The 25970-nt window shown below is 71.7% G+C and carries 21 protein-coding genes; 4 read left to right on the forward strand and 17 right to left on the reverse strand.

The genetic code is table 11. The features are described 5' to 3' along the window. Positions 1-96 precede the first annotated feature (96 nt). Positions 97-1380, forward strand: coding sequence for a serine/threonine-protein kinase (locus MQP27_RS43835; protein WP_242776244.1), 1284 nt, complete (start codon positions 97-99; stop codon positions 1378-1380). A gap of 14 nt (positions 1381-1394) precedes the next feature. Here the strand turns inward: MQP27_RS43835 and MQP27_RS43840 are convergent, their stop codons facing one another. From MQP27_RS43840 to MQP27_RS43850, 3 genes are all read right to left on the reverse strand, one after another. Beyond that, on the reverse strand, positions 1395-2258 hold the full coding sequence (locus MQP27_RS43840) for an Fpg/Nei family DNA glycosylase (protein ID WP_242776246.1): 864 nt from the start codon (positions 2256-2258) through the stop codon (positions 1395-1397). Positions 2259-2299: 41 nt separating this feature from the next. After that, on the reverse strand, positions 2300-4387 hold the full coding sequence (locus MQP27_RS43845; protein ID WP_242776248.1) for a SpoIIE family protein phosphatase: 2088 nt from the start codon (positions 4385-4387) through the stop codon (positions 2300-2302). A gap of 75 nt (positions 4388-4462) precedes the next feature. Then, positions 4463-5668, reverse strand: coding sequence for a DUF6777 domain-containing protein (locus MQP27_RS43850; RefSeq protein ID WP_242776250.1), 1206 nt, complete (start codon positions 5666-5668; stop codon positions 4463-4465). A gap of 135 nt (positions 5669-5803) precedes the next feature. Between MQP27_RS43850 and MQP27_RS43855 the strand changes: the two genes are divergently transcribed. After that, a complete protein-coding gene (locus MQP27_RS43855; RefSeq protein WP_242776252.1) occupies positions 5804-7225 on the forward strand; it encodes a lipase maturation factor family protein in 1422 nt (473 codons plus the stop codon). Here MQP27_RS43855 and MQP27_RS43860 read toward each other — a convergent pair. Genes MQP27_RS43860 through MQP27_RS43895 form a run of 8 tightly spaced genes read right to left on the reverse strand, consistent with a single transcriptional unit; the run spans position 7213 to position 15101 of the window. Beyond that, complete coding sequence (locus MQP27_RS43860; protein ID WP_242776254.1) at positions 7213-8049, reverse strand: amidohydrolase family protein; 837 nt, start codon at positions 8047-8049, stop codon at positions 7213-7215. The two genes, MQP27_RS43855 and MQP27_RS43860, sit on opposite strands and share 13 nt — an antisense overlap. Further along, positions 8046-8360, reverse strand: a complete 315-nt coding sequence (locus MQP27_RS43865; RefSeq protein WP_242776256.1) for an L-rhamnose mutarotase — start codon at positions 8358-8360, stop codon at positions 8046-8048. The genes MQP27_RS43860 and MQP27_RS43865 overlap by 4 nt, the downstream gene beginning before the upstream one ends. Continuing rightward, complete coding sequence (locus MQP27_RS43870; protein WP_242776258.1) at positions 8357-9304, reverse strand: aldo/keto reductase; 948 nt, start codon at positions 9302-9304, stop codon at positions 8357-8359. Before MQP27_RS43870 ends, MQP27_RS43865 begins: the two co-directional genes overlap by 4 nt. Further along, the gene (locus MQP27_RS43875; protein WP_242776260.1) at positions 9301-10056 is read right to left on the reverse strand and encodes an SDR family NAD(P)-dependent oxidoreductase; all 756 of its coding nucleotides are present in this window, start codon (positions 10054-10056) and stop codon (positions 9301-9303) included. Before MQP27_RS43875 ends, MQP27_RS43870 begins: the two co-directional genes overlap by 4 nt. Continuing rightward, on the reverse strand, positions 10053-11393 hold the full coding sequence (locus tag MQP27_RS43880) for an L-fuconate dehydratase (protein ID WP_242776262.1): 1341 nt from the start codon (positions 11391-11393) through the stop codon (positions 10053-10055). Before MQP27_RS43880 ends, MQP27_RS43875 begins: the two co-directional genes overlap by 4 nt. A 36-nt stretch (positions 11394-11429) precedes the next feature. After that, on the reverse strand, positions 11430-12455 hold the full coding sequence (locus tag MQP27_RS43885) for an ABC transporter permease (protein WP_242776264.1): 1026 nt from the start codon (positions 12453-12455) through the stop codon (positions 11430-11432). Beyond that, on the reverse strand, positions 12448-14034 hold the full coding sequence (locus MQP27_RS43890; protein ID WP_242776265.1) for a sugar ABC transporter ATP-binding protein: 1587 nt from the start codon (positions 14032-14034) through the stop codon (positions 12448-12450). Before MQP27_RS43890 ends, MQP27_RS43885 begins: the two co-directional genes overlap by 8 nt. Then, a complete protein-coding gene (locus MQP27_RS43895) occupies positions 14031-15101 on the reverse strand; it encodes a sugar ABC transporter substrate-binding protein (RefSeq protein WP_242776267.1) in 1071 nt (356 codons plus the stop codon). The genes MQP27_RS43890 and MQP27_RS43895 overlap by 4 nt, the downstream gene beginning before the upstream one ends. 165 nt (positions 15102-15266) lie before the next feature. Here MQP27_RS43895 and MQP27_RS43900 point away from each other — a divergent pair, with 165 nt between their 5' ends. Further along, positions 15267-15968, forward strand: a complete 702-nt coding sequence (locus MQP27_RS43900; RefSeq protein ID WP_242776269.1) for a FadR/GntR family transcriptional regulator — start codon at positions 15267-15269, stop codon at positions 15966-15968. Between the two features lie 197 nt (positions 15969-16165). Here the strand turns inward: MQP27_RS43900 and MQP27_RS43905 are convergent, their stop codons facing one another. Next, positions 16166-16864, reverse strand: coding sequence for an SDR family NAD(P)-dependent oxidoreductase (locus MQP27_RS43905; protein WP_242776271.1), 699 nt, complete (start codon positions 16862-16864; stop codon positions 16166-16168). A 95-nt stretch (positions 16865-16959) separates the two neighbouring features. Between MQP27_RS43905 and MQP27_RS43910 the strand changes: the two genes are divergently transcribed. Next, positions 16960-17829, forward strand: a complete 870-nt coding sequence (locus MQP27_RS43910; RefSeq protein ID WP_242776273.1) for a helix-turn-helix transcriptional regulator — start codon at positions 16960-16962, stop codon at positions 17827-17829. 13 nt (positions 17830-17842) lie between these two features. On the opposite strand, the gene MQP27_RS43915 is transcribed toward MQP27_RS43910, so the two are convergent. The 5 genes from MQP27_RS43915 to MQP27_RS43935 are packed head-to-tail and all read right to left on the reverse strand — an operon-like array spanning position 17843 to position 25962. Beyond that, complete coding sequence (locus tag MQP27_RS43915) at positions 17843-20863, reverse strand: alpha-mannosidase (RefSeq protein ID WP_242776275.1); 3021 nt, start codon at positions 20861-20863, stop codon at positions 17843-17845. Between the two features lie 54 nt (positions 20864-20917). Then, positions 20918-22924 (reverse strand): endo-beta-N-acetylglucosaminidase, encoded by a 2007-nt coding sequence (locus MQP27_RS43920; RefSeq protein ID WP_242776277.1) that lies wholly within the window; start codon positions 22922-22924, stop codon positions 20918-20920. Further along, a complete protein-coding gene (locus MQP27_RS43925) occupies positions 22921-24177 on the reverse strand; it encodes a glycoside hydrolase 5 family protein (RefSeq protein WP_242776279.1) in 1257 nt (418 codons plus the stop codon). The genes MQP27_RS43920 and MQP27_RS43925 overlap by 4 nt, the downstream gene beginning before the upstream one ends. A gap of 28 nt (positions 24178-24205) precedes the next feature. After that, positions 24206-25036 carry a carbohydrate ABC transporter permease gene (locus tag MQP27_RS43930; protein ID WP_242776281.1) on the reverse strand — a complete coding sequence of 277 codons (831 nt, stop codon included), beginning with the start codon at positions 25034-25036 and terminating at the stop codon, positions 24206-24208. Further along, entirely contained in the window at positions 25033-25962 is a 930-nt protein-coding gene (locus tag MQP27_RS43935) for a carbohydrate ABC transporter permease (RefSeq protein WP_242776283.1), read from the reverse strand. Before MQP27_RS43935 ends, MQP27_RS43930 begins: the two co-directional genes overlap by 4 nt. Positions 25963-25970 lie beyond the last annotated feature (8 nt).

The raw sequence follows: 25970 nt of genomic DNA on the forward strand, positions 1-25970 counted from the left end.
GAGTACGCCCCAGGTACGCTGACGCCCCCCGGCCCAAATGATCATCAATGGTGAGATTTCGGGTCGCGCGGGAGTGAGATGTCGTAGTACTGCGGGGTGGGAGTACAGGTGTTGTTGGCGGAGCGCTATCGGCTGGACGAGCTGCTGGGGCGCGGCGCGATGGGCGACGTGTGGCGGGCCACCGACCAGGTCCTCGGGCGTGGTGTCGCGGTCAAGCTGCTGCGGGCCGAGGAGGCCACGGACAGCGAGCGGTTCCGGCTGGAGGCACGGACCGCGGGGAGCCTCAACCACCCCAATGTCGTGGGGGTTTACGACTTCGGCGCGCATGGCGGGCAGCTGTATCTGGTCATGGAGCTCGTCGACGGGTGGAGTCTGGCCCAGGAGCGGTCGCTGCGCGGGGTTCTGCCGCCGGGCGAGGTGGCCGCGGTCGGCGCGCAGCTGGCGGCGGGGCTCGCGGCGGCGCATCGGCAGGGCGTGATCCATCGGGACGTCAAACCCGCCAACGTCATGCTCACCACGGACGGTACGGCGAAGATCACCGACTTCGGCATCGCGCGGTTCGCGGACGAGGCGGCCGCCGGGATGACGGCGACCGGGAAGGTGCTGGGCACCGCCGACTATCTGGCTCCGGAACGGGCGTTGGGGCGGCCCGCGCAACCCGCGGTCGACGTGTACTCGTTGGGGTGCGTGCTGTACGAACTGCTCACCGGGCAGCCGCCGTTCCGTGGTGCGACCTCGCTGGCGGTGGTGCAGCAGCATGTGGACGCGACACCGGTGCCACCGGCGCGGCTCCGCCCGGAGACCCCCCGACCGCTCTCCGACTTCGTCCTGCGCCTCCTGGCGAAGGACCCGGCGGCGAGACCGACCGCGGAGGAGGCGGCGGCGTGGTTGGCGGGGGTGGATCGGAGGGGGACGCGGGGCGAGCGCGCCGACGCGGGTGGCGGGTCCGTTCCGGGTGATGCGTCCGACCCGGGCCGTGCGTCCGTCCCAAGTCGTACGTCCGTGCCGGGTGCTGTGTCCGTTCCGCCCGCCCCGGCGATGTCGCCGCCGCCTCCTGTCGGTGTGCGTGCCTCGCGCTCCCGGCGGCGCGGGCGAGGACGCCTTGCCGTGAAGGCGGGGGTGGGCGCCGGTGCGGTGGCTTTGTTCGCCGGTGCGGCAGCCCTCGGCGCATCCCTCAACGCCGGGGACGGGACGCCCTCGACGCCCGTCTCACCGACGCCGACCGCGTCCGCGCCCACGCGTGCCGACCAGACGCCGACGGCCGGCAGCCCGGCTGCCGCTCCGTCCACCTCGGCGCCTCCGGCGAAGGACCCCGGTGCGAAGGAACACCACAAGGGCAAGGGGAAGGGGGAGGGGAAGCACGGCAAGGGGGACGGCTAGGACTCCGACGAGCGCTACTTCAGCAAGCGGGACATGCGTCTGTCCGCCAGCGGCTTGCCGCCCGTCTGGCACGTCGGGCAGTACTGGAGGGACGAGTCGCTGAAGGAGACCTCGCGGATGGTGTCGCCGCAGACCGGGCAGGGTAGGCCGGTGCGGCCGTGGACGCGCAGGGCGCTCTTCTTCTCCGCCTTGAGGCGGCCGGCCGCGACACCCCGGGAGCGCTCGACCGCTTCCGTGAGCGTGGTGCGCAGGGCGTCGTAGAGGCGGGTCGTCTCCTCCGGTGTGAGGGACGCGGCGAGTTTGAAGGGGGACATCCTCGCGGCGTGGAGGATCTCGTCGCTGTACGCGTTGCCGACCCCGGCGATGAGGCTCTGGTCGCGCAGGGCGCCCTTGATCTGGCGTCTCTCGCGGACGAGCAGCGCGGCGAACGACTGCTCGTCGAAGTCGTCCGCGAGCGGGTCGGGGCCGAGGCGGGCCACGCCCGGGACCTCCTGGGGGTCGTGGACGACGTACACGGCGAGGCGCTTCTGCGTGCCGGCCTCCGTGAGGTCGAAGCCCTCTCCCGTCTCCAGGGCGACGCGCAGCGCGAGGGGGCCCTTGCCGGGGCGGGGCGGCCCGTCGGGCAGCCGGTCCTTCCACTGGAGCCAGCCCGCGCGGGCCAGGTGGGTCACGAAGTGCGGGCCGCCGTCGGTGGCGAGGTCGAGGAACTTGCCGTACCGGTGCACGGCGGTGACCTCGCGGCCTTCCAGCGCGGCGAGCGGAGGGTCGTACGTCTTCAGGACACTGATCGCGACGGGCAGCACCCGGACGATCTCGTGACCGACCAGGTGCTCGGTGAGGAAGTCCTTGAGGGCTTCCACCTCGGGGAGTTCCGGCATACGTCCAGAGTGCCACCCGGCACCGACAACGCCACGCGGGTTCAGTCGGGCACCGCTGCCACGAACTCGCACCACACGCACTTGCCGCCGCCCCGCGCCTCCACGCCCCACACGTCGGCCAGCAGGTCGACCAGCATCAGGCCACGGCCGGAGACGCCCTGCTCCCCCGCCTCGCGGCGGCGTGGCAGGGCGCTGGAGGAGTCCTCGACCTCGACGCGCAGGCGGCGTTCGCTGCCGGTGAGGGCTCTGAGGGTGACGATCGCGGCGCCCTCGGTGTGCATCAGGGCGTTGGTGATCAGTTCGTCGGCGACGAGTTCGATCTCGTCCGCCCGGTCCTTGGCGCCCCAGGCGCGGACGGCCGCTCTGATCATGTGCCGGGCCTGGGTGAGCGCCTCGGGGTCGCCCGGTGCCACGTGCTGCTGGAGCCGGCCGCCGGACTTCGGGGTGTCGAGGCCGCGGCGGCGCAGCAGGAGCAGGGCCACGTCGTCGTCCCCGCCGCGCTCCTCGGCGACGTCGATGAGGCGGTCCGCGAGGTCGCGTACGTCGTCGGGGCCGGTGGCGACGAGGGCGGTGAGGGTCTGCATGCCGTCGTCGAGGTCGGCGCCGGGCTGTTCCACCAGGCCGTCGGTGCACAGCAGGAGGGTGTGGCCGGGGTCGAGTTCGATGGTGCCGACCGGGTATTCGAGGCTGCCGAACTCGGCGGACAGACCGAGCGGCAGCCCGCCCTCCACGGAGACGCGCCGGCTGCTGCCGTCGGCCGCCCGGATCAGCGGGTCGATGTGCCCGGCCCGGACCACCTGCACCACGCCGGTCGCCAGGTCCGCCTCGGCGTACAGGCAGGTCGCGAAGCGGTCGGTGTCGAGTTCGTGGAGGAACACGGAGGCGCGGGCCATCACGGTGGCGGGAGTGTGGCCCTCGGCGGCGTAGGCGCGCAGCACGATCCGCAGCTGCCCCATGACGGCGGCCGCGTGGGTGTCGTGGCCCTGGACGTCGCCGATGACGGCGCCGACCCGGCCGCCGGGCAGCGGGATCAGGTCGTACCAGTCGCCGCCGATGTCCCGGCCCAGCGAGCCCGCGGCGGTGCCTGCGCGGTAGCGGACGGCGACGTCGGCGCCGCGCACGCTGGGGATGGTGCGCGGCAGCATGGCCTGCTGGAGCCCGGTCGCGAGGTCCTTCTCCTGTTCGTAGAACATGGCGCGCTGGATGCTCTGCGCGATGCTGCTGCCGAGGGCGACCAGGACGTTGCGGTCCTCGGGCGAGAAGCCCCGGCGGTCGCTGTAGAGCAGGCCCATGGCGCCGATGGGACGGGCCTGCACGATCAGCGGGAGGTAGGCGGCCGAGGTGATGTTGAGGTCGGTGATGTGCGGCCACAGCACGGGGAAGCCCTCGGCGAACTCCTCCGGGGACTCGATGAAGCGCGGGCTGAGGGTGCGCACGACCTCGCTCATCGGGTAGGGCTCGTCGATCCGGGTGACGAGGGTGCCGGGGACGAAGCTGCCCTCGGGACCCTCGGCGATCAGCCGGATCCGGCCGGCCTCGACCAGGCCCATGACCAGGCTGGTGGCGCCGAGGTGGGTGAGGCCGTGGGTGTCCTTGAGCACGTCGATGACGTCCTGGACGGTACGTGCGTGCGCGAGGGCGGCCGTGGTGAGCTGGACGACGTTGGTCTGCTCGCGCCGGGCCGCGTCCTGGGCGGCCTGCTCGTGCCGGGCGGCGCTCTCGCTGAGCTCCTGGGTGGCGTCCCGGACGATGCCGATGATCCTGCGCGGCCGGCCGGTCTCGTCGCGCCGGATGTAGCCCTGGGTGTGGGTCCAGCGCAGGCTGCCGTCGCGGCGGCGGATGCGGAAGTAGGCGCCGTAGTTCTCGCTGCCGTCCTTCATGGCCTGGGCGACCAGGGCGTCGAGCCGGTACCCCTCGGCGCGCGGGACCCGGACGGCGAGGGTCTCGGGGCGGTCGTCGTACTCCTCGGGGCGCAGGTCGAAGACCTCGTGGGCCTGGGCGTCCATGTGGAACAGGCCGGTGTCCAGGTCCCAGTCGAAGCTGCCCATCTGGTTGAGCGCCAGGATCGGGTCCGGGTGGGCGGGCCAGTCTTCCGGGAGTGACAGGGCGCTCGCTCCCCGATCAGCCATGGGGCCACCTTGCCAGGGTTTGCCCGATTCTTCGACCGGGACGACAGGATGGTTAGCCGGAGTTCCGGTGCGCGGTCAGCCGTCGAACACGTCGGTGGGGCTGTCGAAGATGCTGCCGGTGTCGTCGGGGATCAGCCCGCCGCCGTCGGGGAGATCGGGGGTGTCCGGCACGGTCTCCGGGCCGATCTCGTCCGAGTCCGACGGGGACTGCGGCTGCCCGGGGACCGTCGTGGCGGTGAGGCCGGGGGTGCGGGGCGTCGGCGGGCCGGTCGGCGGCGTTGCGGTCACCGTGGCCGTGGGGCAGACGGTGGGTCCGACGACCGGCTCCCCGGTCTGTACGTCGTCGGTGGCGCCCGGGGTGACGGTCACGGTCGGCGTGACGCAGTCGGTGGGCGATCCGGAGGGGCTGGAGCTCGCGGGGCTGGAGCTGGAAGGGTTGGAGCTGGAGGGGCCGGTGCTCGTGTCGCTCGGCGTGAGGGTGGGCGTGGGCGTCGGTGTCCGTGTCGGAGTCGGGGTCACCGGGAGCGGCGGTGGCACGACGTGGTCCTGGTGCACGCCGTGCCCCATGGGCCGTTCGATCCAGGTGTTGTTCACGATGTCGATGATCGTGATGTTGGTGATCACCTGGGGTGCCGGGGTCACCACGATCACCTCGGAGGGCCGGTAGCCGGACCAGGCGCGGCCGGCGGTGCCGTGTCCGCCGTGCTGGGCGACGGCGGGCCTGAGCGGGTTGCCGCAGGCGCAGCGGACGCGCGGTGTGCCGCGGTTGTCGACGAGGACGGCGGTGCCGGCCTGGAGGACCGACTGGAAGCCGTTCGCCCGCCCGCCGCGGAAGCCGTGGTTGGTGACGCGGGTGTCCGCGCGCAGCACGACCGGGGCGAGGCCCCGCAGATACGAGGGGATCGACGCGGCCGCGATGCCCTCGGCCTCGGCGAAGGCGCGGGCCTTGGCCCGGTCGGAGGTCAGGCGGTCGATCTGTTGGTTCACGTCGCAGCTGCCGACGCGTTCGGTGCCGCCGTAGAGACCGGGTGTGCCGCCCGATATGGACCGCACGCCCCGGGAGGCGCCGGTCGGTTGCTGCGTTCGGGTGACCGGGGGCGGGGCGGGTGTGGAGGTGGCCGTGGACTCCGTGAAGGGGTCCGGTCCCTGTGCCGCGACCGGCTGCAGGAAGACCTCTCCGCTCGACTTCGTGTCCTTGCCGCCGTCACCGCCGCAGCCGGCGACGAGGAGCGCCGCCGAGAGCGCGCAGGCGGTGGCGAGGGTCTTGGTGACTGTGCGCACCTCGTCCTCCTGCCTCACTTCAGGCAATGCGCCACCATTGTCTGCTTCACTCGCTTGGGTTACGCAAGCGGAGGAGGGTTACACGCAGAGTGACATAGAGTTCCGGCGCGACAATGGAACGAGGAGCGCACGGCCGTGGACTGGTTCACCGCACCCGAGTACTGGACGAGCCGGCTGGTCTTCCAGCGGGCTCTGGCCGGCGTGTATCTCGTGGCGTTCCTGACGGCGGCGCTGCAGTTCCGCGCGCTGATGGGCGAGCGCGGGATGCTGCCCGTGCCCCGCTTCGTCGAACGGGTACCGTTCAAGCGGGCTCCCAGCCTCTTCCAGCTCCACTACTCCGACCGCTTCTTCGCCGCCTGCTGTTGGACGGGCTGCGCGGTCTCGGCGGCGCTGGCCGCCGGTCTGGACTCCGAACTCCCTCTGTGGGCGGGCATGTTGCTGTGGCTGGCCCCCTGGGCGCTGTACCTGTCGATCGTCAACGTCGGCCAGACCTGGTACGCGTTCGGCTGGGAGTCGCTGCTCCTGGAGGTCGGCTTCCTCGCCGTGTTCCTCGGCAACGACGAGGTGGCGCCGCCGGTCGTCGTGCTGTTCCTGCTGCGCTGGGTCCTGTTCCGCGTGGAGTTCGGGGCCGGTCTGATCAAGATGCGGGGCGACGCGTGCTGGCGGAAGCTGACGTGCCTGGACTACCACCACGAGACCCAGCCGATGCCGGGTCCGCTGAGCTGGTTCTTCCACCATCTGCCGCGGCCGTTGCACCGGGCGGAGGTGGCGGCGAACCACTTCACCCAACTCGCCGTCCCGTTCCTCCTGTTCACGCCGCAGCCGGTCGCGACGGCGGCGGCGTCCCTGATGATCGTCACCCAGCTGTGGCTGGTCCTGTCGGGCAACTTCTCTTGGCTGAACTGGATCACCATCGTCCTGGCGGTCTCGGCACTGCGACTCCCGTCCGACGCACCCTCCTTGCCCGACACCCCGCTCTGGTACGAGGTGGTGGTCCTGGCGGTCGCCGCGCTCCTGCTCGGCCTCGGCTACCACCCGGTCCGGAACATGATCTCCCGCCGCCAGATCATGAACCGCTCCTTCGACCCGCTCCATCTGGTCAACACCTACGGGGCGTTCGGGAGCGTGAGCAGGATCCGCTACGAGGTGGTGATCGAGGGCACGGCCGACACGGTGCCGCACGAGGACTCGCGGTGGCTGGAGTACGAGTTCAGGGGCAAGCCGGGCGACCCCCGGCGCTGGCCGCGCCAGTTCGCCCCGTACCACCTCCGCCTGGACTGGCTGATGTGGTTCGCCGCGCTCTCCCCCTCGTACGCCGGTGCCTGGTTCGGCGCCCTGGTGGAACGGCTCCTGGAGAACGACCGCGACACCCTGCGGCTGCTGCGCCGCTCCCCCTTCCCGCCCGACGCCCCGCCCCGTTTCGTCCGCGCCCGCCTCTTCCGCTACCGGTACACGAGCTGGCGCGAACTGCGGGAGACGGGGGCGTGCTGGGAGCGGACGTTCGTGCGGGAGTATCTGCCGCCCACGCGGTTGGCCGGGGTGGCTCAGAGGTCGTAGACGCGGGTGGCCGTCGCCTCGAAGAGCTGCGTGCGCTCGGCCGGGTCGAGACCGCCCGTCAACTCCTGTGTGGCGACGAGCACTTCGGCGTACGAGGCCCTCTCCGTGCACACCGGCCAGTCCGAGCCGAACATCAGGCGGTCGGGGCCGAAGGTCTCCAACGCCGTGTCGGTGTACGGGCGGAGGTCGTCCGTCGCCCAGGAGGCGGGGTCGGCCTCGGTGATCAGGCCGGAGAGTTTGGCGACCGTGTTGGGGAGAGCGGCGAGGGCCCGGAGGTCCGAGGACCACGGGGTGAGGGTGCCCGAGGCGATCGGCGGTTTGCCCAAGTGGTCGAGGACGAACGTCAGTTGAGGGAGAGTGGCGGCCGCCTTCGTGCAGGCCGGGAGTTGGCGGGGCAGGACGACCAGGTCGTAGACGAGGCCTGCCTCGGCGACCGCTGTGAGGCCTCGGTGAACGTCGGGGCGCAGGAGCCAGTCCGGGTCGGGTTCGGCCTGGACCTGGTGGCGGATGCCCTTCAGGTAGGAGCCGCCGGGGAGTTCGCTCAGGCGGGCGAGTTCGTCGGCGATGTCCGGGCGGGTGAGGTCGGTCCAGCCGACCACGCCGGCGATCAGGTCGTGGGTGGCGGCCAGGGCGAGGAACTCCGGGGTCTCCTCCGGCACTGTGATCGTCTGGACCAGGACCGTGCGGTCCACCCCGGCCGCCCGCGCCTCGGGTTCGAGGTCGGTGACGGTGAAGTTCCGGCGGAGCGGACTGTGTTCGGGGATCCAGTCCTGGTCCCGGACCGCGAGGTCCCAGACGTGGTGGTGGGCGTCCACGAGCGTCATGGCAGCTCCCAGACCACGGGCAGGCCCGCGTTCGCGCCCTCGTCGGAGTAGTCGTGGACGACGTCGAGGAGTTCGGCCATGCGGGCCTGCCAGGCGATGTTGACCGGGAGTTGCTCCAGTTCCGCGAGGAGGCGGGCGTAGTCCTCGCACTCCAGGAGGTGGAAGAGGTCGGTGCCGCTGCGCCAGATGGTCCAGGAGGTGGCGCCGGCCGCCCGGATCGCGTCGGTGAGTTCCTTCGGTACCTCGCGGTGGGCGGCCTCGTACTCGGCGACGCGGTCCGCGCGGACCTTGGTGTGCAGGGCGACTCTCATGACGGCTCCTCGGTCACCAGGAGGCCGGCCTCCCGCAGCTCCTGCCAGAAGGCGGCGGGCACCGGTGTCGCGAACTGGTCGGCGCAGTCCTGGACCTCCGCCGCCGAGCGGGCTCCCACCAGCACGCTCGTGACGGCCGGGTGGGCCGCGCAGAAGGCGAGGGCGGCGGCCCGCAGGGTGATGCCGTGCCGTTCGGCGATCTTGTTCATGCGCAGGGCCCGGTCCAGCAACTCGGGTGACGCGGCGGCGTAGTTGTAGGTCGCCCCTGGCTTCGGGTCCGCCAGCAGCCCCGAGTTGAAGGCGCCGCCGATCACCACCGACACGCCCCGTTCGACGGCAGCGGGGAGGAGTTCCGTGAGCGCGCTCTGGTCGAGCAGGGTGTAGCGGCCCGCGCACAGCACCACGTCGACGTCGGTCTCGCGGACGAAACGGGTGAGCATCTCGGCCTGGTTCATGCCCGCGCCGATCGCGCCGACCACGCCTTCCGAGCGGAGCTTCTCCAGCGCGGGATAGCCCTCCCTGAAGGCCTGTTCGGCGTGGTCATCGGGGTCGTGCAGGTAGACGATGTCGACGCGGTCGACGCCGAGCCTCTCGAGACTGGCGTCGAGGGTGCGGCGGATGCCGTCCGCGGTGAAGTCCCAGATCCTTCGGTGGGTGGCGGGGACGGCGAAGCCGTTCGCCAGGTCGTCTCCGCCGCCGTCCCGTGGCTCGAGGCGGCGGCCGACCTTGGTGGAGAGGACGTACTCCTCGCGCGGGTGCTCTCGGAGGGCCGCGCCGAGGCGGCGTTCGGACAGGCCGAGGCCGTAGTGGGGCGCGGTGTCGTAGTAGCGGATGCCGCGCTGCCAGGCGGCGGAGACGGCCTCGTACGCCTGCTCGTCGGTGACCTCGGTGTAGAGGTTCCCGATGCCGGCGGCTCCGAGGCCGAGTCCGCGGGGCGCGGTCACCGGCCCACCGGGCGCAGCCGCAGGCCCTGCATCCCGCCGTCCACGGCGAGGGAGGTGCCGGTGGTGGCGCCGGACAGCGGACTGGCCAAGTAGGCGATGGCGCCCGCGACTTCGTCGGCCGAGACGAGGCGGCCGGTGGGCTGGCGGGCCTCCAGGGCGGCGCGTTCGGCGGCCGGGTCGGGGGCCTTGGCGAGGAGCCGGCCGATCCACGGGGTGTCCGCCGTACCGGGGTTGACGCAGTTGACGCGGATGCCCTCGCGGATGTGGTCGGCGGCCATGGCGAGGGTCAGCGAGTACACGGCGCCCTTGGTCGCGGAGTAGAGGGCGCGCTGCGGGAGGCCGGCCGTGGCGGCGATGGAGCAGGTGTTGACGATCGCCGCGTGCCGCGACTCGCGCAGGTGCGGCAGGGCGGCGCGGGCGGTGCGGACCATGCCGAAGAGGTTGACGTCGAAGACGCGCTGCCACTCGGCGTCGTCGTTGTCCTCGACGGTGCCCTGGGCGCCGATGCCCGCGTTGTTGACCAGGACGTCGAGGCCGCCGAGCTCGGCGACGGCGGCCGCCACCGCCTCCCGTACGGACGTGTCGTCGGTGACGTCGGCGCGGAAGCCGAGCAGGGGCTTGTCCACCGAGGAGGGGTCGAGGTCGAGGACGGCGACCTGGGCGCCGCGGGCGGCGAGGAGTTCGGCCGTGGCCCGTCCGATGCCGGAGGCTCCGCCGGTGACCAGTGCCTTCAGCCCCTGGAAGTCGGTCATGCCGCCCGTCCCTTCTTCTCGTCGAGGTCGGCGGCCCAGAAGGTGCCGCCGGGGAAGGTGTACCGCGTGATGGACTCCGGTCGCATGGCGGCCGAGAAACCCGGCGCGGTGGGTGCCGTGTAGTGACCCTCGCGGATCACCACGGGATCCTGGAAGTGGTCGTGCAGATGGTCGACGTACTCGATGACGCGGTTCTCGGTGGTGCCGGAGACGGCGACGTAGTCGAACATCGAGAGGTGCTGGACGAGTTCGCACAGGCCGACGCCGCCCGCGTGCGGACAGACCGGGACGCCGAACTTGGCGGCGAGCAGGAGGATCGCGAGGTTCTCGTTGACGCCGCCGACGCGGGCCGCGTCGATCTGGACGACGTCGAGGGCGCCCGCCTGGAGGAGCTGCTTGAAGACGACACGGTTCTGGACGTGCTCGCCGGTGGCCACCTTGACCGGGGCGACGGCCTCACGGATCGCGGCGTGGCCGAGGACGTCGTCGGGGCTGGTGGGCTCCTCGATCCAGTACGGTTCGAACTCGGCGAGGGCCTTGGTCCAGCGGATGGCCTCGGCGACGTCCCAGCGCTGGTTGGCGTCGATCGCCATGCGGATGTCCGGGCCGATCACCGAGCGGGCGACGCGGCAGCGGCGGATGTCGTCGTCGAGGTCGGCGCCGACCTTGAGCTTGATCTGGGTGAAGCCGTCGGCGACGGCCTGGGCGGCGAGGCGGGTGAGTTTCTCGTCGCTGTAGCCGAGCCAGCCGGCGGAGGTGGTGTAGCCGGGGTAGCCGCGCTCCAGCAGGCGCTGCGTGCGCTCGCCCGCCCCCGCCCTGCCGCGGCGCAGGATGTCCAGCGCCTCCTCGCGGGTCAGCGCGTCCGTGAGGTACCGGAAGTCGATCTGGGCGACCAGCCACTCGGGTTCGGCCTCGGCGAGCAGCCGCCACAGGGGCTTGTCGGCGCGCTTGGCGGCGAGGTCCCACACGGCGTTGATCACCGCGCCGATCGCCATGTGCATCACGCCCTTCTCGGGCCCCAGCCAGCGCAGTTGGCTGTCGCCGACGAGCTCCTGGTAGAGCGCCCCCGGGTTCGCGCACACCTCGTCCACGTCCCGTCCCACCACGTGGTGGCGCAGCGCGTGGATCGCGGCGACCTGGACCTCGTTGCCCCGCCCGATGGTGAAGGTGAAGCCGTGTCCCTCGATGCCGTCCTCGGCGTCGGTGCGCAGCACGACGTACGCGGCCGAGTAGTCGGGGTCCGGGTTCATCGCGTCGGAGCCGTCGAGCTCGCGCGAGGTGGGGAAACGGATGTCGAAGGTGTCGACCGCACTGATGCGGAGGGGCGTCGGGGACACGGAGGGCCTTTCGGTCGGGGGCAGGTCGGGCGGGGGTCAGTCCTGGGCGCGGCCCGTGGTCACCCGGGCGATCATGAGGGCGACCAGGATGATTCCGCCGTAGATGGCCTGGATCCAGAAGGACGGCACCTGGGCGAGGGTGAGCAGGTTCTGCACCACCCCGAGGAGGAGTACGCCGGTGAGGGCGCCGAACATGGTGCCCTTGCCGCCGTCGAGGCTCAGGCCGCCGATCACCGCGGCCGCCATCACCGTGAAGATCATGTTGTTGCCCTGGTTGGCGCTGATCGCGCCGACGTACCCGGTCTGCATGATCCCGCCCAGCGCGGCGAGGACGCCCGCGACGACGGACACCCCGAGCACCACGCGTTCGACGCGGATGCCGGCCGCGCGGGCCGCGTCCGCGTTTCCGCCGATCGCGTACAGGGCGCGGCCGACCCGGTGGTACTTGAGGATCAGTCCGGCGATGCCGAAGGCGGCCCCGGCCAGCCACACCGAGAGCGGGACGCGCAGGAAGGTGGAGGTGGCCAGGGTGAAGAATCCGTCGGGCATGCCGAACAGCGTCTTGCCCTTGGTGGCGCCCACCAGCAGCCCGCGCAGGACGATCAGCATCGCGAGGGTGACGATGAAGGCGTTGAGCTTGAACCGCACCACGAGGAAGCCGTTGAAGGCGCCGATCGCACCGCCCACGACGAGGATCGCGAGGAGGGCGAGCGCGGTCGGCCATTCCGTGCCCCAGCCGGACTCGGCGGTGGGCAGCACCAGCAGGGCGCCGACGGCGGGCGCGATGCCGACCACCGACTCCAGCGACAGGTCGATCTTGCCGGTGATGAGTATCAGGGACTCGGCCAGCACCACCATGGCGAGCGCGGCGGAGGAACCCAGGATGGAGATCAGGTTGCGTTCGGTGAGGAACGAGTCGTTGACGAACGCGCCGATCACCATGAGCACCAGCAGTGCCGGTACCAGGGCGAGTTCACGTGCCCTGCGCAGCAGCACGGCCCGGGCCGCCCGCACATCGGGCACGCTCACCGGCTTCACCGGCGGAGCCTTGGTGTCAGCCATGGTCCACTCCTTCGATGGAGGCGATCAGCTCGTGGTCGCGCCAGCCCGCCGGGTGCTCGGCGACGACGCGGCCGTGGAAGAGGACGAGGACGCGGTCGCAGCGCCGCAGGTCGTCGAGTTCGTCGGAGACGACCAGTACGGCGGTGCCGTCCTCGCGGGCGGTGTCCACGCGGGCGAGCAGTGACTCCTTGGACTTCACGTCGACGCCGGCGGTGGGGTTGATGAGGACGAGCAGTCGGGGGTCGGAGGCGAGGGCGCGGGCCATGACGACCTTCTGCGCGTTGCCGCCGGACAGGTCGGAGACGGGTTGTTCGGGGCCCTCGGTGTGGATGTCGAGGCGGTCGATCAGCTCGGTGGCGAAGCCGCGTCTGCGGTCGGTGCCGATGAAGCCGAAGCGGCCGAGCCGGTCGAGGACGCTCATGGTGGCGTTGTCGCCGATGGTCATGCCGGCGACCAGGCCCTGCTCGTGCCGGTCGCGCGGCACGCAGCCGACGCCGGCCTTGAGGGCGGCCTGAACGTCGCCGAACGGCAGCCGCTCGCCGTCGAGTTGGGCGGTGCCGGCGGTCGGTGTGTACAGCCCGGCGAAGGACTCGGCGAGTTCGATCTTGCCGCTTCCGCTGATGCCGGCGAGCCCGACGACCTCGCCCTTGCGGACGGTGAGGTCGACGTCCTGGTAGGCGTCCGAGGTGAGCCCGCGGGCGTCGAGGAGGACGGGGGCGCCGGCGTCGACGAGTTGTTCCTGTACGGCCTGTTCGGCGATCGTCTCGATGGACTCCCCCGCCATGGCCTCCACCAGGGCGGCGCGCGGCAGGTCGGCCACGGGGGCCGTGGTGATCCAACGGGCGTCGCGCAGCACCGTCACGGTCTGGCAGACCTCGTACACCTCCTGGAGGTGGTGCGAGATGAACAGGAAGGTGACGCCGGAGTCCTGGAGTGCGCGCATACGGCTGAACAGCCGCTCGATCTCGCGGTTGTCGAGCTGGGCGGTCGGCTCGTCGAGGACGATGAAGCGGGCGCCGAAGCTCAACGCCCGGGCGATCTCCACCATTTGGCGGTCCTCGACCTTGAGGTCGGCGGTGCGCGCGTCCGGGTCGACGCGTACGTCCCAGGTGTCGAGGAGCTGGGCCGCCTCGCTCCTGAGCCGGCGCCAGCTGATGAACCCGCGGTGCTGGGGCTGGCGGTTGATGCTGTGCTTGTCCGGGGGACAACCCCCGGACCCCCGGCCGACCCTGAAGCCGAGCCTTGCCGGCCTGGCGGCGTGGATCTCCGCCATGAAGAGATTTTCGGCGACCGTCAGTTCCGGGACGAGGGTGGGGTGCTGGTAGACGCAGGCCACCTTGCGGCGCCAGGCGTCCCGGTCGGCGAGTGGCGGCGCGGGCTCGCCGTCGAAGCGGACCGTGCCCTCGTCCGGAGCCTCCAGGCCGGTGAGGATCCGGACGAGGGTCGACTTGCCGGCGCCGTTGCGGCCGACGAGGGCGTGCGACTCACCGGACACCACGGTGAGCCGCCCGTCCGCGAGGGCCGTGGTGGGGCCGTAGCGCTTGACGACGTCCCGCGCCTCAACGAGTGGCGTACTCATTTGACCGTGTTGCCCCAGAGCTTGGGGTCGTCGACGTTGTCCTTGGTCACCAGCGGCGCGGGCAGCTGGTCCTCCAGGATGCCGCTGGGCAGCTTGACGATGGTGGAGTCGTGGTCCGTCGGGCCGGGCTTGAAGGTCTTCCCCTCCATCGCCGCCTTGATGTAGTACATGCCGTACTTGGCGTAGGCGTCGGCGGGCTGGGAGACGGTCGCGTCGATCTGGCCCTTGCGGATGGCGTCGTACTCCTGCGGGATGCCGTCGTTGGAGACGATGACGATGTGGCCCTTCTGGCCCGCCGTCTTCAGCAGGTTCTTCGACTTGAGGGTCTGCAGCGTCGGGGCGAGGTAGACGCCGCCGGCCTGCATGTAGATGCCCTTGATGTCGGGGTTGGCGTTCAGGAGCGTGTCGAGCTTGGCGGCCGCGGTGTCGGACTCCCACTTGGCGGGGATCTCCAGGACCTTCAGCTTCGGGTACTTCTTCTTGACGCAGTCCCGGAAGGCCTCGGAGCGGTCGCGGCCGTTGACCGAGGCGAGGTCGCCCATGATCTGCACGACCTTGCCGCTGGTGACGTGCTGCCCGAGGTAGTCGCAGGCCTTCGTGCCGTACGCGACGTTGTCGGCGCGGACGACCATCGCGACCTTGCCCTTGTCGGGCGCGACGTCGACGGCGACGACCGGGACGCCCTTGCGCTCGGCCTGGTCGAGGCCGGCCTCGATGGCGGCGCTGTCGAGCGGGGCGACGACGAGGCCCTTCACGCCCTGGTTGAGCTGGTTGTTGATGTCGGTGATCTGCTGCGAGGGGTCACTGTTGGAGTTGACCGTCTTCAGGGCGTCGACGCCCTCGGACTTGGCCATCTTGGGCACGTAGTCGTTGTACGACTGCCAGAACGGCGAGGTCAGCAGGGGCAGGATCACCCCGACCTTGCCGGTGCCGCCGCCTCCCGTGCTGCCGGAGCCGGTGTCCTTGGTGCTGCCGCAAGCGGTGAGGGCGAGCGAGGCGCCGACGAGCGTGGCCATCGCGCCGAGGATTCTTGACCTGTTCTGCTTCCGCGCTGTTGTGCCGGGCATGTGGGCGGCTCCTCGTTGAGCGTGTTCCAGCAGATGCCCGCATACTTATCAGACCACTTCCCCGGAGCAACACCCTCCGGCCGCAGATTTTCGCCGTTCCTGACGGTATTGGTCGGACCACCCCCACGGTTAGACTTCGGCGCACCGGTCGACGGGAGGAACGGCGTGGACGAGACCGCCCCACAGAAGGGCACGGTGACGCAGCGCGCCATCGAGCAGATCAAGGCGATGATCGCGGGGGGCCGGCTGGAGCCCGGCCAGCGGCTGCCCACCGAGCGCGACCTCGCGGTCCAGCTGGGCATCTCCCGCAGCTCGATGCGCGAGGCGATCCGGGCGCTGACGGTGCTGGGCGTGCTGGAGGCCCGCCACGGCTCCGGCATCTACGTCACCCAACTGGAGGCCGGCGACCTGCTGGAGACGTTCGGCGTGGTCGCCGACCTCTCCCGGGGGCCGCGGCTGGTGGAGCTCCTGGAGGTCCGCCGCATCCTGGAGTCGACGGCGACGGCCCTGGCGGCGGCCCGTATCACGCCCGACCAGCTGGCCGAGGTCGAGAAACACCTCACGGCGATGAACGCGACCGACGACCCCGAGGAGATCCTCGCCCACGACCTCGCCTTCCACCGCGAGATCGCGGCGGCCGCGGGCAACGAGACCATGGCGGCGATCCTGGAGGGCCTGTCGTCGCGCACCTTCCGCGCGCGGGTGTGGCGGGGCTACCAGGAGGAGGGCGCGTTCGCCCGCACCCGCCGCGAGCACGCCGCCATCCACCGGGCCCTGGTGGCCCACGACCCGGAGGCGGCGCGGGCGGCGGCGGCCGCGCATGTGGGGGAGGTGGAGGAGTGGCTGCGGGCACAGCTGGGCGGCTAAGCGGTCCGGGTGAAGTCGACTGCGGTTCGGCAGCGCCCCAAAGGGGCGCGGGGAACTGCGCGACCAGCCACGACGGCGCCGCAGCCGAACGACGGCCCATCACGGTACATCCAGCGGAGCGCTCAGCGCCGAGGGGCCCGGCATCGCCCAGGCCCGGCATGGCTCAGGAGTCGCCGGGCGCGGCTCGGGCGGTCGGTTCAGGACCAGGCGATCTCGCCGTACCGGTCGACGAAGCGTCCTGAACCCGAGCCCGGCTTCTCGGTCGCGAGCGTCACGATCGCGTCCGTCCCCTCGGTGACGGTCTGCGGGCCGCTGTGGCCGTTGAGGTCGGTGGCCGTGTAGCCGGGGTCGGCGGCGTTGACGCGGATGTCCGGGAGAGCCTTGGCGTACTGGGTGGTGAGCATCGTGAGGGCCGCCTTCGAGGCGGTGTAGAGGGGCGCGAGGGCGTGGGACTCGGCGCGGGACGGGTCGTGGGTGAACGCCAGGGAGCCCATGCCGCTGCTGACATTCACGATGACCGGGTCCGAGGACCGGCGCAGCAGCGGCAGGAACGCGGTGGTCGTGCGGACCACGCCCGCGAGGTTGACGTCGAAGACGGCGAGGACGTCGGCGCCGGTCAGCCGACCGGGGTCGCCGGACGGCCCGTGGATGCCCGCGTTGTTGACCAGGACGTCGATCCGCCCCTCGCGCTCGGCGACATCGGCGGCCGCGGCGGCGACCGACGCGTCGTCCGTGACGTCGACGCGCACGAACCGCGCGCCCAGTGCGGCCGCCGCCTCCGCCCCCTGCTCGGGGTCGCGGGCACCGACCAGCACGGTGTGCCCGAGTCCGACGAGACGGCGGGCGGTCTCGCGGCCGAGACCCTTGTTCGCTCCGGTGATGAAAGTGATCGTCATGCCGTCCATGCTCGATCGCCCGACGACATCCGGGCCAGGGACGGCTCGACGGTAGGAAAAGCAGTACCACCCGCCCACGCCTCCGGTGCAGGACGATGGACACCATGACGACGCCCCCCGGTGCCGAGCTCGGCGCGACGATCCGCACCTGGCGTGACCGGCTGCACCCGTCCGCCGCCGCGCTGCCGGTCGGCCGGACCCGCCGCGCGGCCGGTCTGCGCCGCGAGGAGCTCGCCGAGCTCGCGGGCGTGTCGGTGGACTACGTCGTACGCTTGGAACAGGGGCGGGCGACGACTCCCTCCGCGCAGGTCGTGGCGTCCCTGGCCCGCGCGCTCCAGCTGTCCGCCGCCGAGCGTGACCACCTCTACCGCCTGGCCCACCTCGCCCCGCCCGCGGACGGCACGATCTCGGGTCACATCACCCCCGGTGTCCAACGCGTCCTCAGCCGGCTCGCGGACGTCGCGGTCGCCGTGTTCGCGGCCGACTGGCAGCTGGTGTGGTGGAACCGCGGCTGGGCCGCTCTGCTGGGCGACCCCTCCTCCTCGCCGGCGCACCTGCGCAACTTCGCCCGCGACAGGTTCCCCCTGGACGCGGGCCCGCCCCGCCTGGCGCGGTGGCCGGTGACCGAGCTCGACCCGGACACCACCGACGCCGCCGTCGTCTCCGACCTGCGCCGGGCCACCGGCCGCTTCCCGCACGACCCGCGCCTGGCACAGCTGATCCGCCAACTGGCCGCAGGCAACGCGCGGTTCGCCGAACTGTGGGCGAGCGGCACGGTGGCCGGCCACCGCGAGGACCACAAGACGATCGAGCACCCCTCGGTGGGACCGGTCACGGTCGACTGCGACGTCCTGACCGACGGCGACTCCGACCTCAAGATCGTGATCATGAGCGCCGTGCCCGGCAGCGCGGACGAGACGAACCTCCGCCTCGCCGCGCTCGCCGGCGTGCCGGACGCACGGTGACGCCGAGAGCCGGCTAGGCCCGCCGCAGCCTCAGCGTCACCAGCTCGAAAGGACGCAGTCGTACGGCGATGCGGTTGCCGTCGCGCTCCGGCGTGGCCGACTCGGCCCACGGGCGCTCCAGCAGGTCGGTGACCGTCACCTCGGCCACCTCGAAGCCGGCCGTCAGTACCGCCTTGGCCCGTCCGCCGTGCGCCTCATGGAAGCGGACCACCACGTCGCCGCTGCCGTCGTCCGCGAGCTTCAACGCCGTCACCACCACGGCTTCCTGATCGACCGTCACCAGCGGAGCGACCTCGCCGCCGCCGGTGAGGCGTCGTTCCGGAAGGTTGATCCGCCATCCCTCGCGCACCGCGTCGCCGATGCCCGCACCGGGGACCAGGGCGTGCCGGAAGCGGTGGACGCCCTGGTCGGTCTCGGGGTCGGGGAAGCGCGGGGCGCGCAGCAGGGACACCCGGACCGTGGTGGTCGTACCGCGGTCGCCGTCCGTGCGGACCGTGCGGGTGACGTCGTGGCCGTAGGTCGAGTCGTTGACGACCGCCACGCCCCAGCCGGGTTCCCCGAGGTGGACGAAGCGGTGGTTGCAGGCCTCGAACTTGGCCGCCTCCCAGGAGGTGTTGGTGTGCGTGGGCCGGTGGAAGTGCCCGAACTGGGTCTCGGACGCGTACCGTTCGGCGTGCACGTCGAGCGGGAAGGCGAGCTTGAGGAACTTCTCCGTCTCGTGCCAGTCCACCTCGGTGTCCAGCACCAGCCGCCGCTCCTCCGGCGGCAGCGACAACACCTGCGTGACACGTGACGCACCGAAGGTACGGACGATCCGCACCGACGCCCCGTCCTCGCCGGCGGTCACCTCGTCGGCGTCCGTCAGGTCGGTGACGGTGTTGCGGTAGAACTCGTCGACGTCCCAGGCGTCCCACATGTTCGGGAAGTCCGGGTGCAGCTGGAGCAGGTTGGCGGCCCGCCCGGGGGCGATGGTCTCGCGGTCGGCGGCGATGTCGTGGACCGACACGACGAGACCGTGCCCGTCGATCTCCACTCTGAGCAGGCTGTTGTGCAGCACGAAACCGCCGCCCGCGCGAGGCACGAGTGCCGTCTCGCCCTCGACGGCCGAGGTGCCCGCGCCGCCCGCCGCCACCCCGCCCCGCGCATGCGGAGCCGAGTTGAAGACGAGCGGCGTCGATCCCTCCCCGGCCAGAGCACGCTGGGCCGCGTCGATGATGGCGTTCAGCTCGGCGGCGAGGCGCTCGTAGGTCGCCCGCGCCTCGCGGTGGACCCATGCGATGGAGGAGCCCGGCAGGATGTCGTGGAACTGGTGCAGCAGCACCGTCTTCCAGATGCGGTCCAACTCCTCGTAGGGGTAGGGGAATCCGGTGCGTACGGCGGCCGTCGCCGCCCAGAGTTCGGCCTCGCGCAGGAGGTGTTCGCTGCGGCGGTTGCCCTGCTTGGTCCTCGCCTGACTGGTCAGGGTGGCGCGGTGGAGTTCTAGGTAGAGCTCGCCGACCCAGACGGGCGGTTCGGGATACTCGGCCTCGGCCTTCGCGAAGAACTCCCCGGGCGTCTCCCAGACGACGGTGGCCGAGCCCTCCAGGTCCCGCAGCCGGGCCGCCTTGGCGACCATCTCGCGGGTCGTGCCGCCGCCTCCGTCGCCCCAGCCGGTGGGGGCGAGGGAGTGCCTGGCGACTCCCTTGTCCTTGAAGTTGCCCGCCGCGTGGGCGATCTCGCCGCCCTTCATGGAGCAGTTGTAGGTGTCGACGGGCGGGAAGTGCGTGAAGATCCGGGTGCCGTCGATGCCCTCCCAACGGAAGGTGTGGTGCGGGAACTTGTTCGTCTGCGACCAGGAGATCTTCTGCGTCAGCAGCCACTTGGAGCCCGCCGCCCGGATGATCTGCGGCAGCCCCGCGGCGAAGCCGAAGGTGTCCGGGAGCCAGGCCTCGTCGTTCTCGATGCCGAACTCGTCGAGGAAGAACCGCTTTCCGTGCACGAACTGACGGGCCATCGCCTCCGAGCCCGGCATGTTGGTGTCCGACTCCACCCACATCCCGCCGGCCGGCACGAACCGCCCGTCCGCCACCGCCTTCTTCACCCGCGCCCACACCTCGGGCCGGTGCTCCTTCACCCACGCCCACTGCTGGGCCTGGGACATGGCGAACACGAACTCGGGCTCGTCCTCCAGCAGCGCGGTCATGTTGGAGGTCGTGCGCGCCACCTTGCGGACCGTCTCGCGCAGCGGCCACAGCCACGCCGAGTCGATGTGCGCGTGGCCGACGGCGCTGATGCGGTGCGCGGAAGGGACGGCGGGCGCGGACAGGACGCCCGCGAGATGCGAACGGGCCGCGTCCGCCGTGCCGTTGACGTCCTGCAGGTCGACCGCGTCGAGCGCCTTCTCCACCGCCCGCAGGATCTCCCACCGGCGCGCCGACTCCACCGGCAGCTCGGCCATCAGCTCGCCGAGCACCTCCAGGTCGATCACCAGCTGCCACACCTGCTCGTCGAAGACGGCGAGGTCCATGCGGGTGAGCGTGTACTGGGGTTCACTGCCGGCGGTCTCCTTGTCGCCCAACCGCGTGGGCAGGAAGGGGTGGTAGTCGAGGATGACGGGATTGGAGGCGGCTTCGACGTGCAGGCGCACCTCCTCGCCGCCCTCGACGGGCGCGCCGATCCGCACCCACTGGTTGCGTGGGTTGAGGCCCTTCACCGGCGTGCCGTCGGGCCGGTAGACCAGGCCCTCGCACTGGAAGCCGGGCATGTTCTCGTCGAAGCCGAGGTCGAGGATCGCCTCGACGGTCTTCCCGGCCCACTCCTCGGGGACTCTTCCGGTCACCCGGAACCAGCTGGTGCCCCAGGGAGCACCCCACCGGGCGCCGACCGCGATCGGCTCGGGCTCGGCCGCAAGCCCCTCCGCCACGGGCACCGGCTCGCCGGGGGCATGCCACACCGCGACCTCCAGCGGCACGGACCGCGGGTACACGGCGGGGCGGATGCGCTCGTCGAGAACGCGCTTGAGACGGGCTTCGACCAGGCTGCGGTCGTCATGCATGCGGGGTGCTCCAAGGCTGGTGGCGGACGGTTGCCGGGGGTGGGTCGCGGACGGTTACCAGGTGTGGGTCACGGTGACGGGATCCGAGGTGTCGTACAGCTCCCCCACGGACCGCAGCTCGAACCGCGCGGCCCGCTCACCCTGCTCGGGCTGGAGGCCGGCCACGAAGAAGGCCTGCTGACCGGTGCCGCCGAGGAAGCGCCGGGTGCCGTCGGGGAGGAGGCGGTGCAGCTCGTAGTGGCGGACGGGGCCGGGGGCGGCGCTCCAGGCGAAGCGGAGGTCGCCGGCGGTGGCCGCGGTGACGCGAAGGTCGGTGGGGGCTTCGGGGGACAGTGCTATGTCACATATCACCAGCCCGCCGAGCCGCCACCGCACCGCCCCACCGGCCCCCGTAAGCCGAACCCCCACCCTCCGCAGACCCCCGGCCCCCACCCCCGTGAGCGGCACAGTCACCGTCTCCCACTCGTCGACCGAGTTCACAGGCAGATAGGTGTACGACGGTGTCGCCCCGGGCGAACCCGGCTCCACGGTGGCCACGGCCAGCTCGACGTTCACGCTCCCCTCGTCCGTCCGGTGCGTGAGCTGGACAACCGTGTTCACACCGACCGGCAGCTGTGTCGCGTACAGCTCCACGACCGCCGGCTGGTCCAGTTCACCGTCCACCAGCACACTGCTGCCGCCCCGCCACGCGTCCGCGAAGTCGAAGGAAACAGCCGGCCGCTCCCCGTCCGTCCGCACCACCCATTGCCGCGACGGCAGCCGGTCCTGGAGTCCGAGGTGGTTCCAGGGCGCGTCCGAGGTGACCACCCCGTCCTCGTACCAGCGCAGCCCATGCCCCGTGTTGAACACGGTCCCGAACGGCAGCGAGCCGACCGTGGACCGGTCGGCCACGGACACGGCGGGCGCCCGCCAGGGGTCGCTCGCGTCCGGGCGCGAGGGGTCCAGCGACCTTCCGGTCCAGAAGCGCTGGTCGGCGGCGTGGAAGTCGCCGGGTGTCCGGGAGGCGGGCAGGTGGTTGCGGGTCCACTCCGGCCGGTAGAAGCCGATCGAGGTGACGTGCGCCTTGCTGCTCGGCACGATCGCGTCCCAGCTCACACTCGTGTCGGACCCGTTGGACTCGACGTCGACGCCCGCCCACAACTCGTAGCGGCTGCGCCCCAGTTGGTCGGCCGTCGTCCCGGAGGAGGCGAGCGACGCCGTACTCCACCGGAAGTCGACGAACATGTCGTCGGCCGCCTGGAAGAACGCCTGGTTCTGGCTGTCGAGCGCTCCCTGCCAGCTGACGCTCCCGTTCACGGTCATCGCGTCGTACCAGGTCACCCGCTGCCCCCGCGCGCCGGCCAGGGACTTCAGCTCTTTGACGAAGCCGAGCATGTCGGCGCCGAGCGCGGCGTTCCCGCCCCCGGTCTCGGCGTTGACGAACCAGCCGTCGAAGCCGTACGCGGCGGCGACGGCGACCAGTTGGGCGGCGAGCGGGTAGTGCCCGGCGGAGTCCTTCTGCACCAGGTCCCGCGTCCACTGCAGCTGGCCGCCGTACGCGGTCGGCGGCAGGAAGATGTTCCCGAGGACCGGCACCCCGTGCCGGTGGGCGGCGTCGACGATCGGCGCGTTCGGCGCGAGGATCAGCCCCTCCCCCGCCGACCCGCCCCAGAACACCAGCTCGTCCACGTACCCCCAGTGCGTGAAGGCGTAGTAGTCGGCGCTCGCCGACCCCTGCGACGGGTTGCTCGACGTCGGCCCGAAGGAGACCAGCGACTGGACACGGGCCTGCCCGGACCGGGCGGTGGTGTTCACCGGCGTCGGGGTGAAGCGGGGCGCGAGCGGCACGGACGCGGCGTTGAAGGCGAGGTCCGCGTCACCGGCGGCCGTCCAGGTCTTCAGGCTGCGCCAGGTGATGCCGGAGCCCGGCGTCCCGGACGGCAGCGAGTCCGGGTACCAGTAGGAGGCGTACGGCGGGGTGGCGGCGGCGTCGGCCTTCGGGGCCGCGGCGAAGGCGGGCAGCGGCGGCAGGAGCGCGGCCGCCGCGCCGGCGAGCAGGACGGTGCGTCTGGTGGGGTTCACGAGCTGGTGCCTCCTTGTGGGGTGGGGAGTACCTGTTCGGGAGTGACGACTTCGGTGATGCCGCGCGCGGCGAGGTGGTCCTTGTCGTCCGCGCGGGTGTCCAGGACGGTCGTGGGCCGGGCGCCGTCGGCGGCCAGCCGGAAGTAGGCGTCGAAGACCGGGCCGCCGGGGGCGCAGCGGGAGCGCGCCGCCGGATCGTCCGGCACGACCAGGGCAACGGTCCGGTGCGCGGCCGGAACGTGCGTCCGCCCGGCCGCCTCCGCCAGCACCCGTGCCGTGTCCTTGGGGCGCCGGTCGTTGGTCAACAGGCCGAGCCCGTACTCGAGTTCGGGGAAGTCGGCGAGGTCCCGGGCCACGTCGTGCGAGCACCACCAGGTCACGCCCCACAGGTCGGGGCAGTCCAGGGCGTTCGCGACGGTCGCCGCGGTGAAGGCGGCGGCGTGCTCGGGCGGGATCAGCGGGGCGGGCGCGCCGACCTCCTGGAGCCAGACGGGGCGGTGCGGGTCGTCGGACCAGGCCTTGCTCAGTTCGACGAGGTACGCGGCGTGGTGTTCGGTCGGGACGGAGGTACGGCCGTGGCGCTGGGCGGTGCCGTTGAAGACCCAGGAGTGCACGGCGGTGACCGCGCCCTGCCGGGCGGCCTGGGCCGGGGTGAACGGCATGTCGTCCTGGTACCAGGTCGCGTCGTACTCGGCGTGCAGGTGCAGCCTGCCGGGGGCGCCCTCCTCGCAGGCGGCCAGCATGCGCTCCAGCCAGGCGTCGATCTGCGCCTCGGACGCCCGGTCGGGGTCGGGGTGCGGGCCCGCGGAGAACTGGTTGACCTCGTTGCCGAGGGTCATGCCGAGGAAGTTGGGCCGGTCGGCGAGGGCGGCGGCGAGGGTGCGCAGGTAGGCCGCCTGGCCCTCGATCACCTCGGGGTCGGTGAAGAGGTTGCGCCGGTGCCAGGTGCGGGTCCACGCCGGCAGGAAGTCGAAGCTGCTCAAGTGCCCTTGCAGACCGTCGACGTTGACGTCGAGCCCGCGCTCGGCGGCCGCGTCCGCCAGCGCGACGAGCTGCTCGACCGCGCGCGGCCGGATCAGCGTCCGGTTGGGCTGGAAGTACGGCCACAGCGGGAAGACCCGGACGTGGTCGAGGCCGAGCGCGGCGATGGAGTCGAGGTCGGCCCGTACCGCGTCGAGGTCGAAGTCGAGCCAGTGGTGGAACCACCCTTCGCTGGGGGTGTAGTTGACGCCGAAGCGCACGGCAGCAGGCATGCGGTGTCCTTGAACTCGTAGACGGCGGTCAGCCCTTGACCGCTCCCTCGCCCACCCCGCGGAAGAAGTACCGCTGCAGACAGGCGAAGAGGGCGATCAGCGGTGCCACGGCGATGACCGTGCCCGCCGCGACCAGGCGTTCGTCGTTGGCGAAGGTGCCGTGCAGGTAGTTGAGGCCGATGGTCAGGGTGAACTTGGAGGGGTCGCTGAGCACGATCAGCGGCCACAGGAAGTCGTCCCAGGCGCCCATGAAGGCGAAGATCGCGACGACGGCCACGGTCCCCCGTACCGACGGCAGCGCGATGCGCAGGAACCGCTGCCAGGCGTTGGCGCCGTCGACGTAGGCCGCCTCCTCGATCTCGTAGGGCAGGTTGAGGAAGGCGTTGCGCATCAGCAGCACGTTCATGGCGCCGATGGAGCCCGGCAGGACGACGCCGATGAGGGTGTTGTTGAGGCCGAGTTCCCGCATGGTCGTGAACTGGGCGATGATGATGCCCTCCACGGGCACGAGCATCGCCAGGACGAAGACCAGCGTGGTCACGCGGCGGCCCCGGTAGCGCAGCCGGGCCAGGGCGTACCCGGCGAGGGCCGAGCCGACGCAGTTGGTGACGACGTTGGCGGTGGCGACCTTCAGGGAGTTGAGGGCGTAGTCCCACACCGGGATGGTGTCGGCGACCCGCTCGTAGTTGTGCAGGGTGGGGTGGCTGGGCAGGAACTTGGGCGGCGAGCTGAAGATGTCCTCCGTCGGGCCCTTCAGCGAGGTCGACAGCTGCCACAGGAACGGGCCCGCGGTCAGGGCGAGTACGGCGAGCAACAGGACGTAGCGCAGCACCAGTTCACGCGTCCGCACCGCCCTCATGACTCGCCCCTCCGGTCGGTCCGCAGTACGAGCAGCATCAGCGCGACGGTGACGACGAAGACGACCACGGAGATCGCCGACGCGTAGCCGACCCGTCCGGTCAGGCCGGTGCCGGTGCGCTGGACGAGCATCACGAGGGTGGTGTCCTCGCCCGCCGGTCCGCCGCTGGGGCCGGCCATCAGGTACACCTCGGAGAACACCTTGAAGGCCGCCACCGAGGACAGCGCGCCCACCAGTGCCATGGTCGAGCGGACGGCGGGCACCGTGACGGTCAGGAACCGGCGCACCGCTCCCGCCCCGTCCACGGCCGCGGCCTCGTGCAGCTCGCGCGGCACGTTCGCCAGCGCCGCCAGGTAAATGATCATGTAGTAGCCGAGGCCCTTCCAGACCGTCACGGCCATGGCGCTCAGCAGGAGCAGCCACTGGTCGCTGAGGAAGCCGACCCGGCCGATACCGACCGTCTCCAGCAGGGAGTTGATCAGGCCGCGTTCGTCGAGGAGCCACACCCAGATCAGCCCGACCACGACGATCGAGGCGACGACCGGGGTGTAGAAGGCGGAGCGGAAGAAGGTGATGCCGGGGATGTTCTTCTGCACGAGCAGCGCGAGCAGCAGCGGCAGGATCACCAGCGCCGGGACGACCCCGAGGACGTACAGGGTGCTGTTGCGCAGGCCGATCCAGAACATGTCGTCGTGCAGCAGCTCGCGGAAGTTGGCGAGCCCGACGAACTCGCCGGGGATCAGGGTCCGCCGGTCGGTGAAGGCGTTCACCAGCGTGGAGACGAAGGGGTAGAGGATGAACGCGCCGGTGATCAGCAGTCCGGGGGCGGCGAACAGCCAGGGGCTGGTGGGCAGTTGGCGCCGGACGCGGCGCACGCGCCCGACGCTCTCCGCGCGCCGCACCCCGGTGACGGTGGACGAGACCATCTCCGTGC

It is taken from the genome of Streptomyces cylindrosporus, assembly GCF_022698165.1.
Taxonomy (GTDB): domain Bacteria; phylum Actinomycetota; class Actinomycetes; order Streptomycetales; family Streptomycetaceae; genus Streptomyces; species Streptomyces cylindrosporus.

Excerpts from the sequence above, each read along its gene's own strand:
- MQP27_RS43930 (WP_242776281.1), bottom strand. The coding sequence starts at position 25,036 with ATGAGGGCGGTGCGGACGCGTGAACTGGTGCTGCGCTACGTCCTGTTG.
- MQP27_RS43840 (WP_242776246.1), bottom strand. The coding sequence starts at position 2,258 with ATGCCGGAACTCCCCGAGGTGGAAGCCCTCAAGGACTTCCTCACCGAG.
- MQP27_RS43910 (WP_242776273.1), top strand. The coding sequence starts at position 16,960 with ATGGACACCATGACGACGCCCCCCGGTGCCGAGCTCGGCGCGACGATC.
- MQP27_RS43905 (WP_242776271.1), bottom strand. The coding sequence starts at position 16,864 with ATGACGATCACTTTCATCACCGGAGCGAACAAGGGTCTCGGCCGCGAG.
- MQP27_RS43845 (WP_242776248.1), bottom strand. The coding sequence starts at position 4,387 with ATGGCTGATCGGGGAGCGAGCGCCCTGTCACTCCCGGAAGACTGGCCC.
- MQP27_RS43895 (WP_242776267.1), bottom strand. The coding sequence starts at position 15,101 with ATGCCCGGCACAACAGCGCGGAAGCAGAACAGGTCAAGAATCCTCGGC.
- MQP27_RS43890 (WP_242776265.1), bottom strand. The coding sequence starts at position 14,034 with ATGAGTACGCCACTCGTTGAGGCGCGGGACGTCGTCAAGCGCTACGGC.
- MQP27_RS43935 (WP_242776283.1), bottom strand. The coding sequence starts at position 25,962 with ATGGTCTCGTCCACCGTCACCGGGGTGCGGCGCGCGGAGAGCGTCGGG.
- MQP27_RS43885 (WP_242776264.1), bottom strand. The coding sequence starts at position 12,455 with ATGGCTGACACCAAGGCTCCGCCGGTGAAGCCGGTGAGCGTGCCCGAT.
- MQP27_RS43875 (WP_242776260.1), bottom strand. The coding sequence starts at position 10,056 with ATGACCGACTTCCAGGGGCTGAAGGCACTGGTCACCGGCGGAGCCTCC.
- MQP27_RS43915 (WP_242776275.1), bottom strand. The coding sequence starts at position 20,863 with ATGCATGACGACCGCAGCCTGGTCGAAGCCCGTCTCAAGCGCGTTCTC.
- MQP27_RS43865 (WP_242776256.1), bottom strand. The coding sequence starts at position 8,360 with ATGAGAGTCGCCCTGCACACCAAGGTCCGCGCGGACCGCGTCGCCGAG.
- MQP27_RS43860 (WP_242776254.1), bottom strand. The coding sequence starts at position 8,049 with ATGACGCTCGTGGACGCCCACCACCACGTCTGGGACCTCGCGGTCCGG.
- MQP27_RS43925 (WP_242776279.1), bottom strand. The coding sequence starts at position 24,177 with ATGCCTGCTGCCGTGCGCTTCGGCGTCAACTACACCCCCAGCGAAGGG.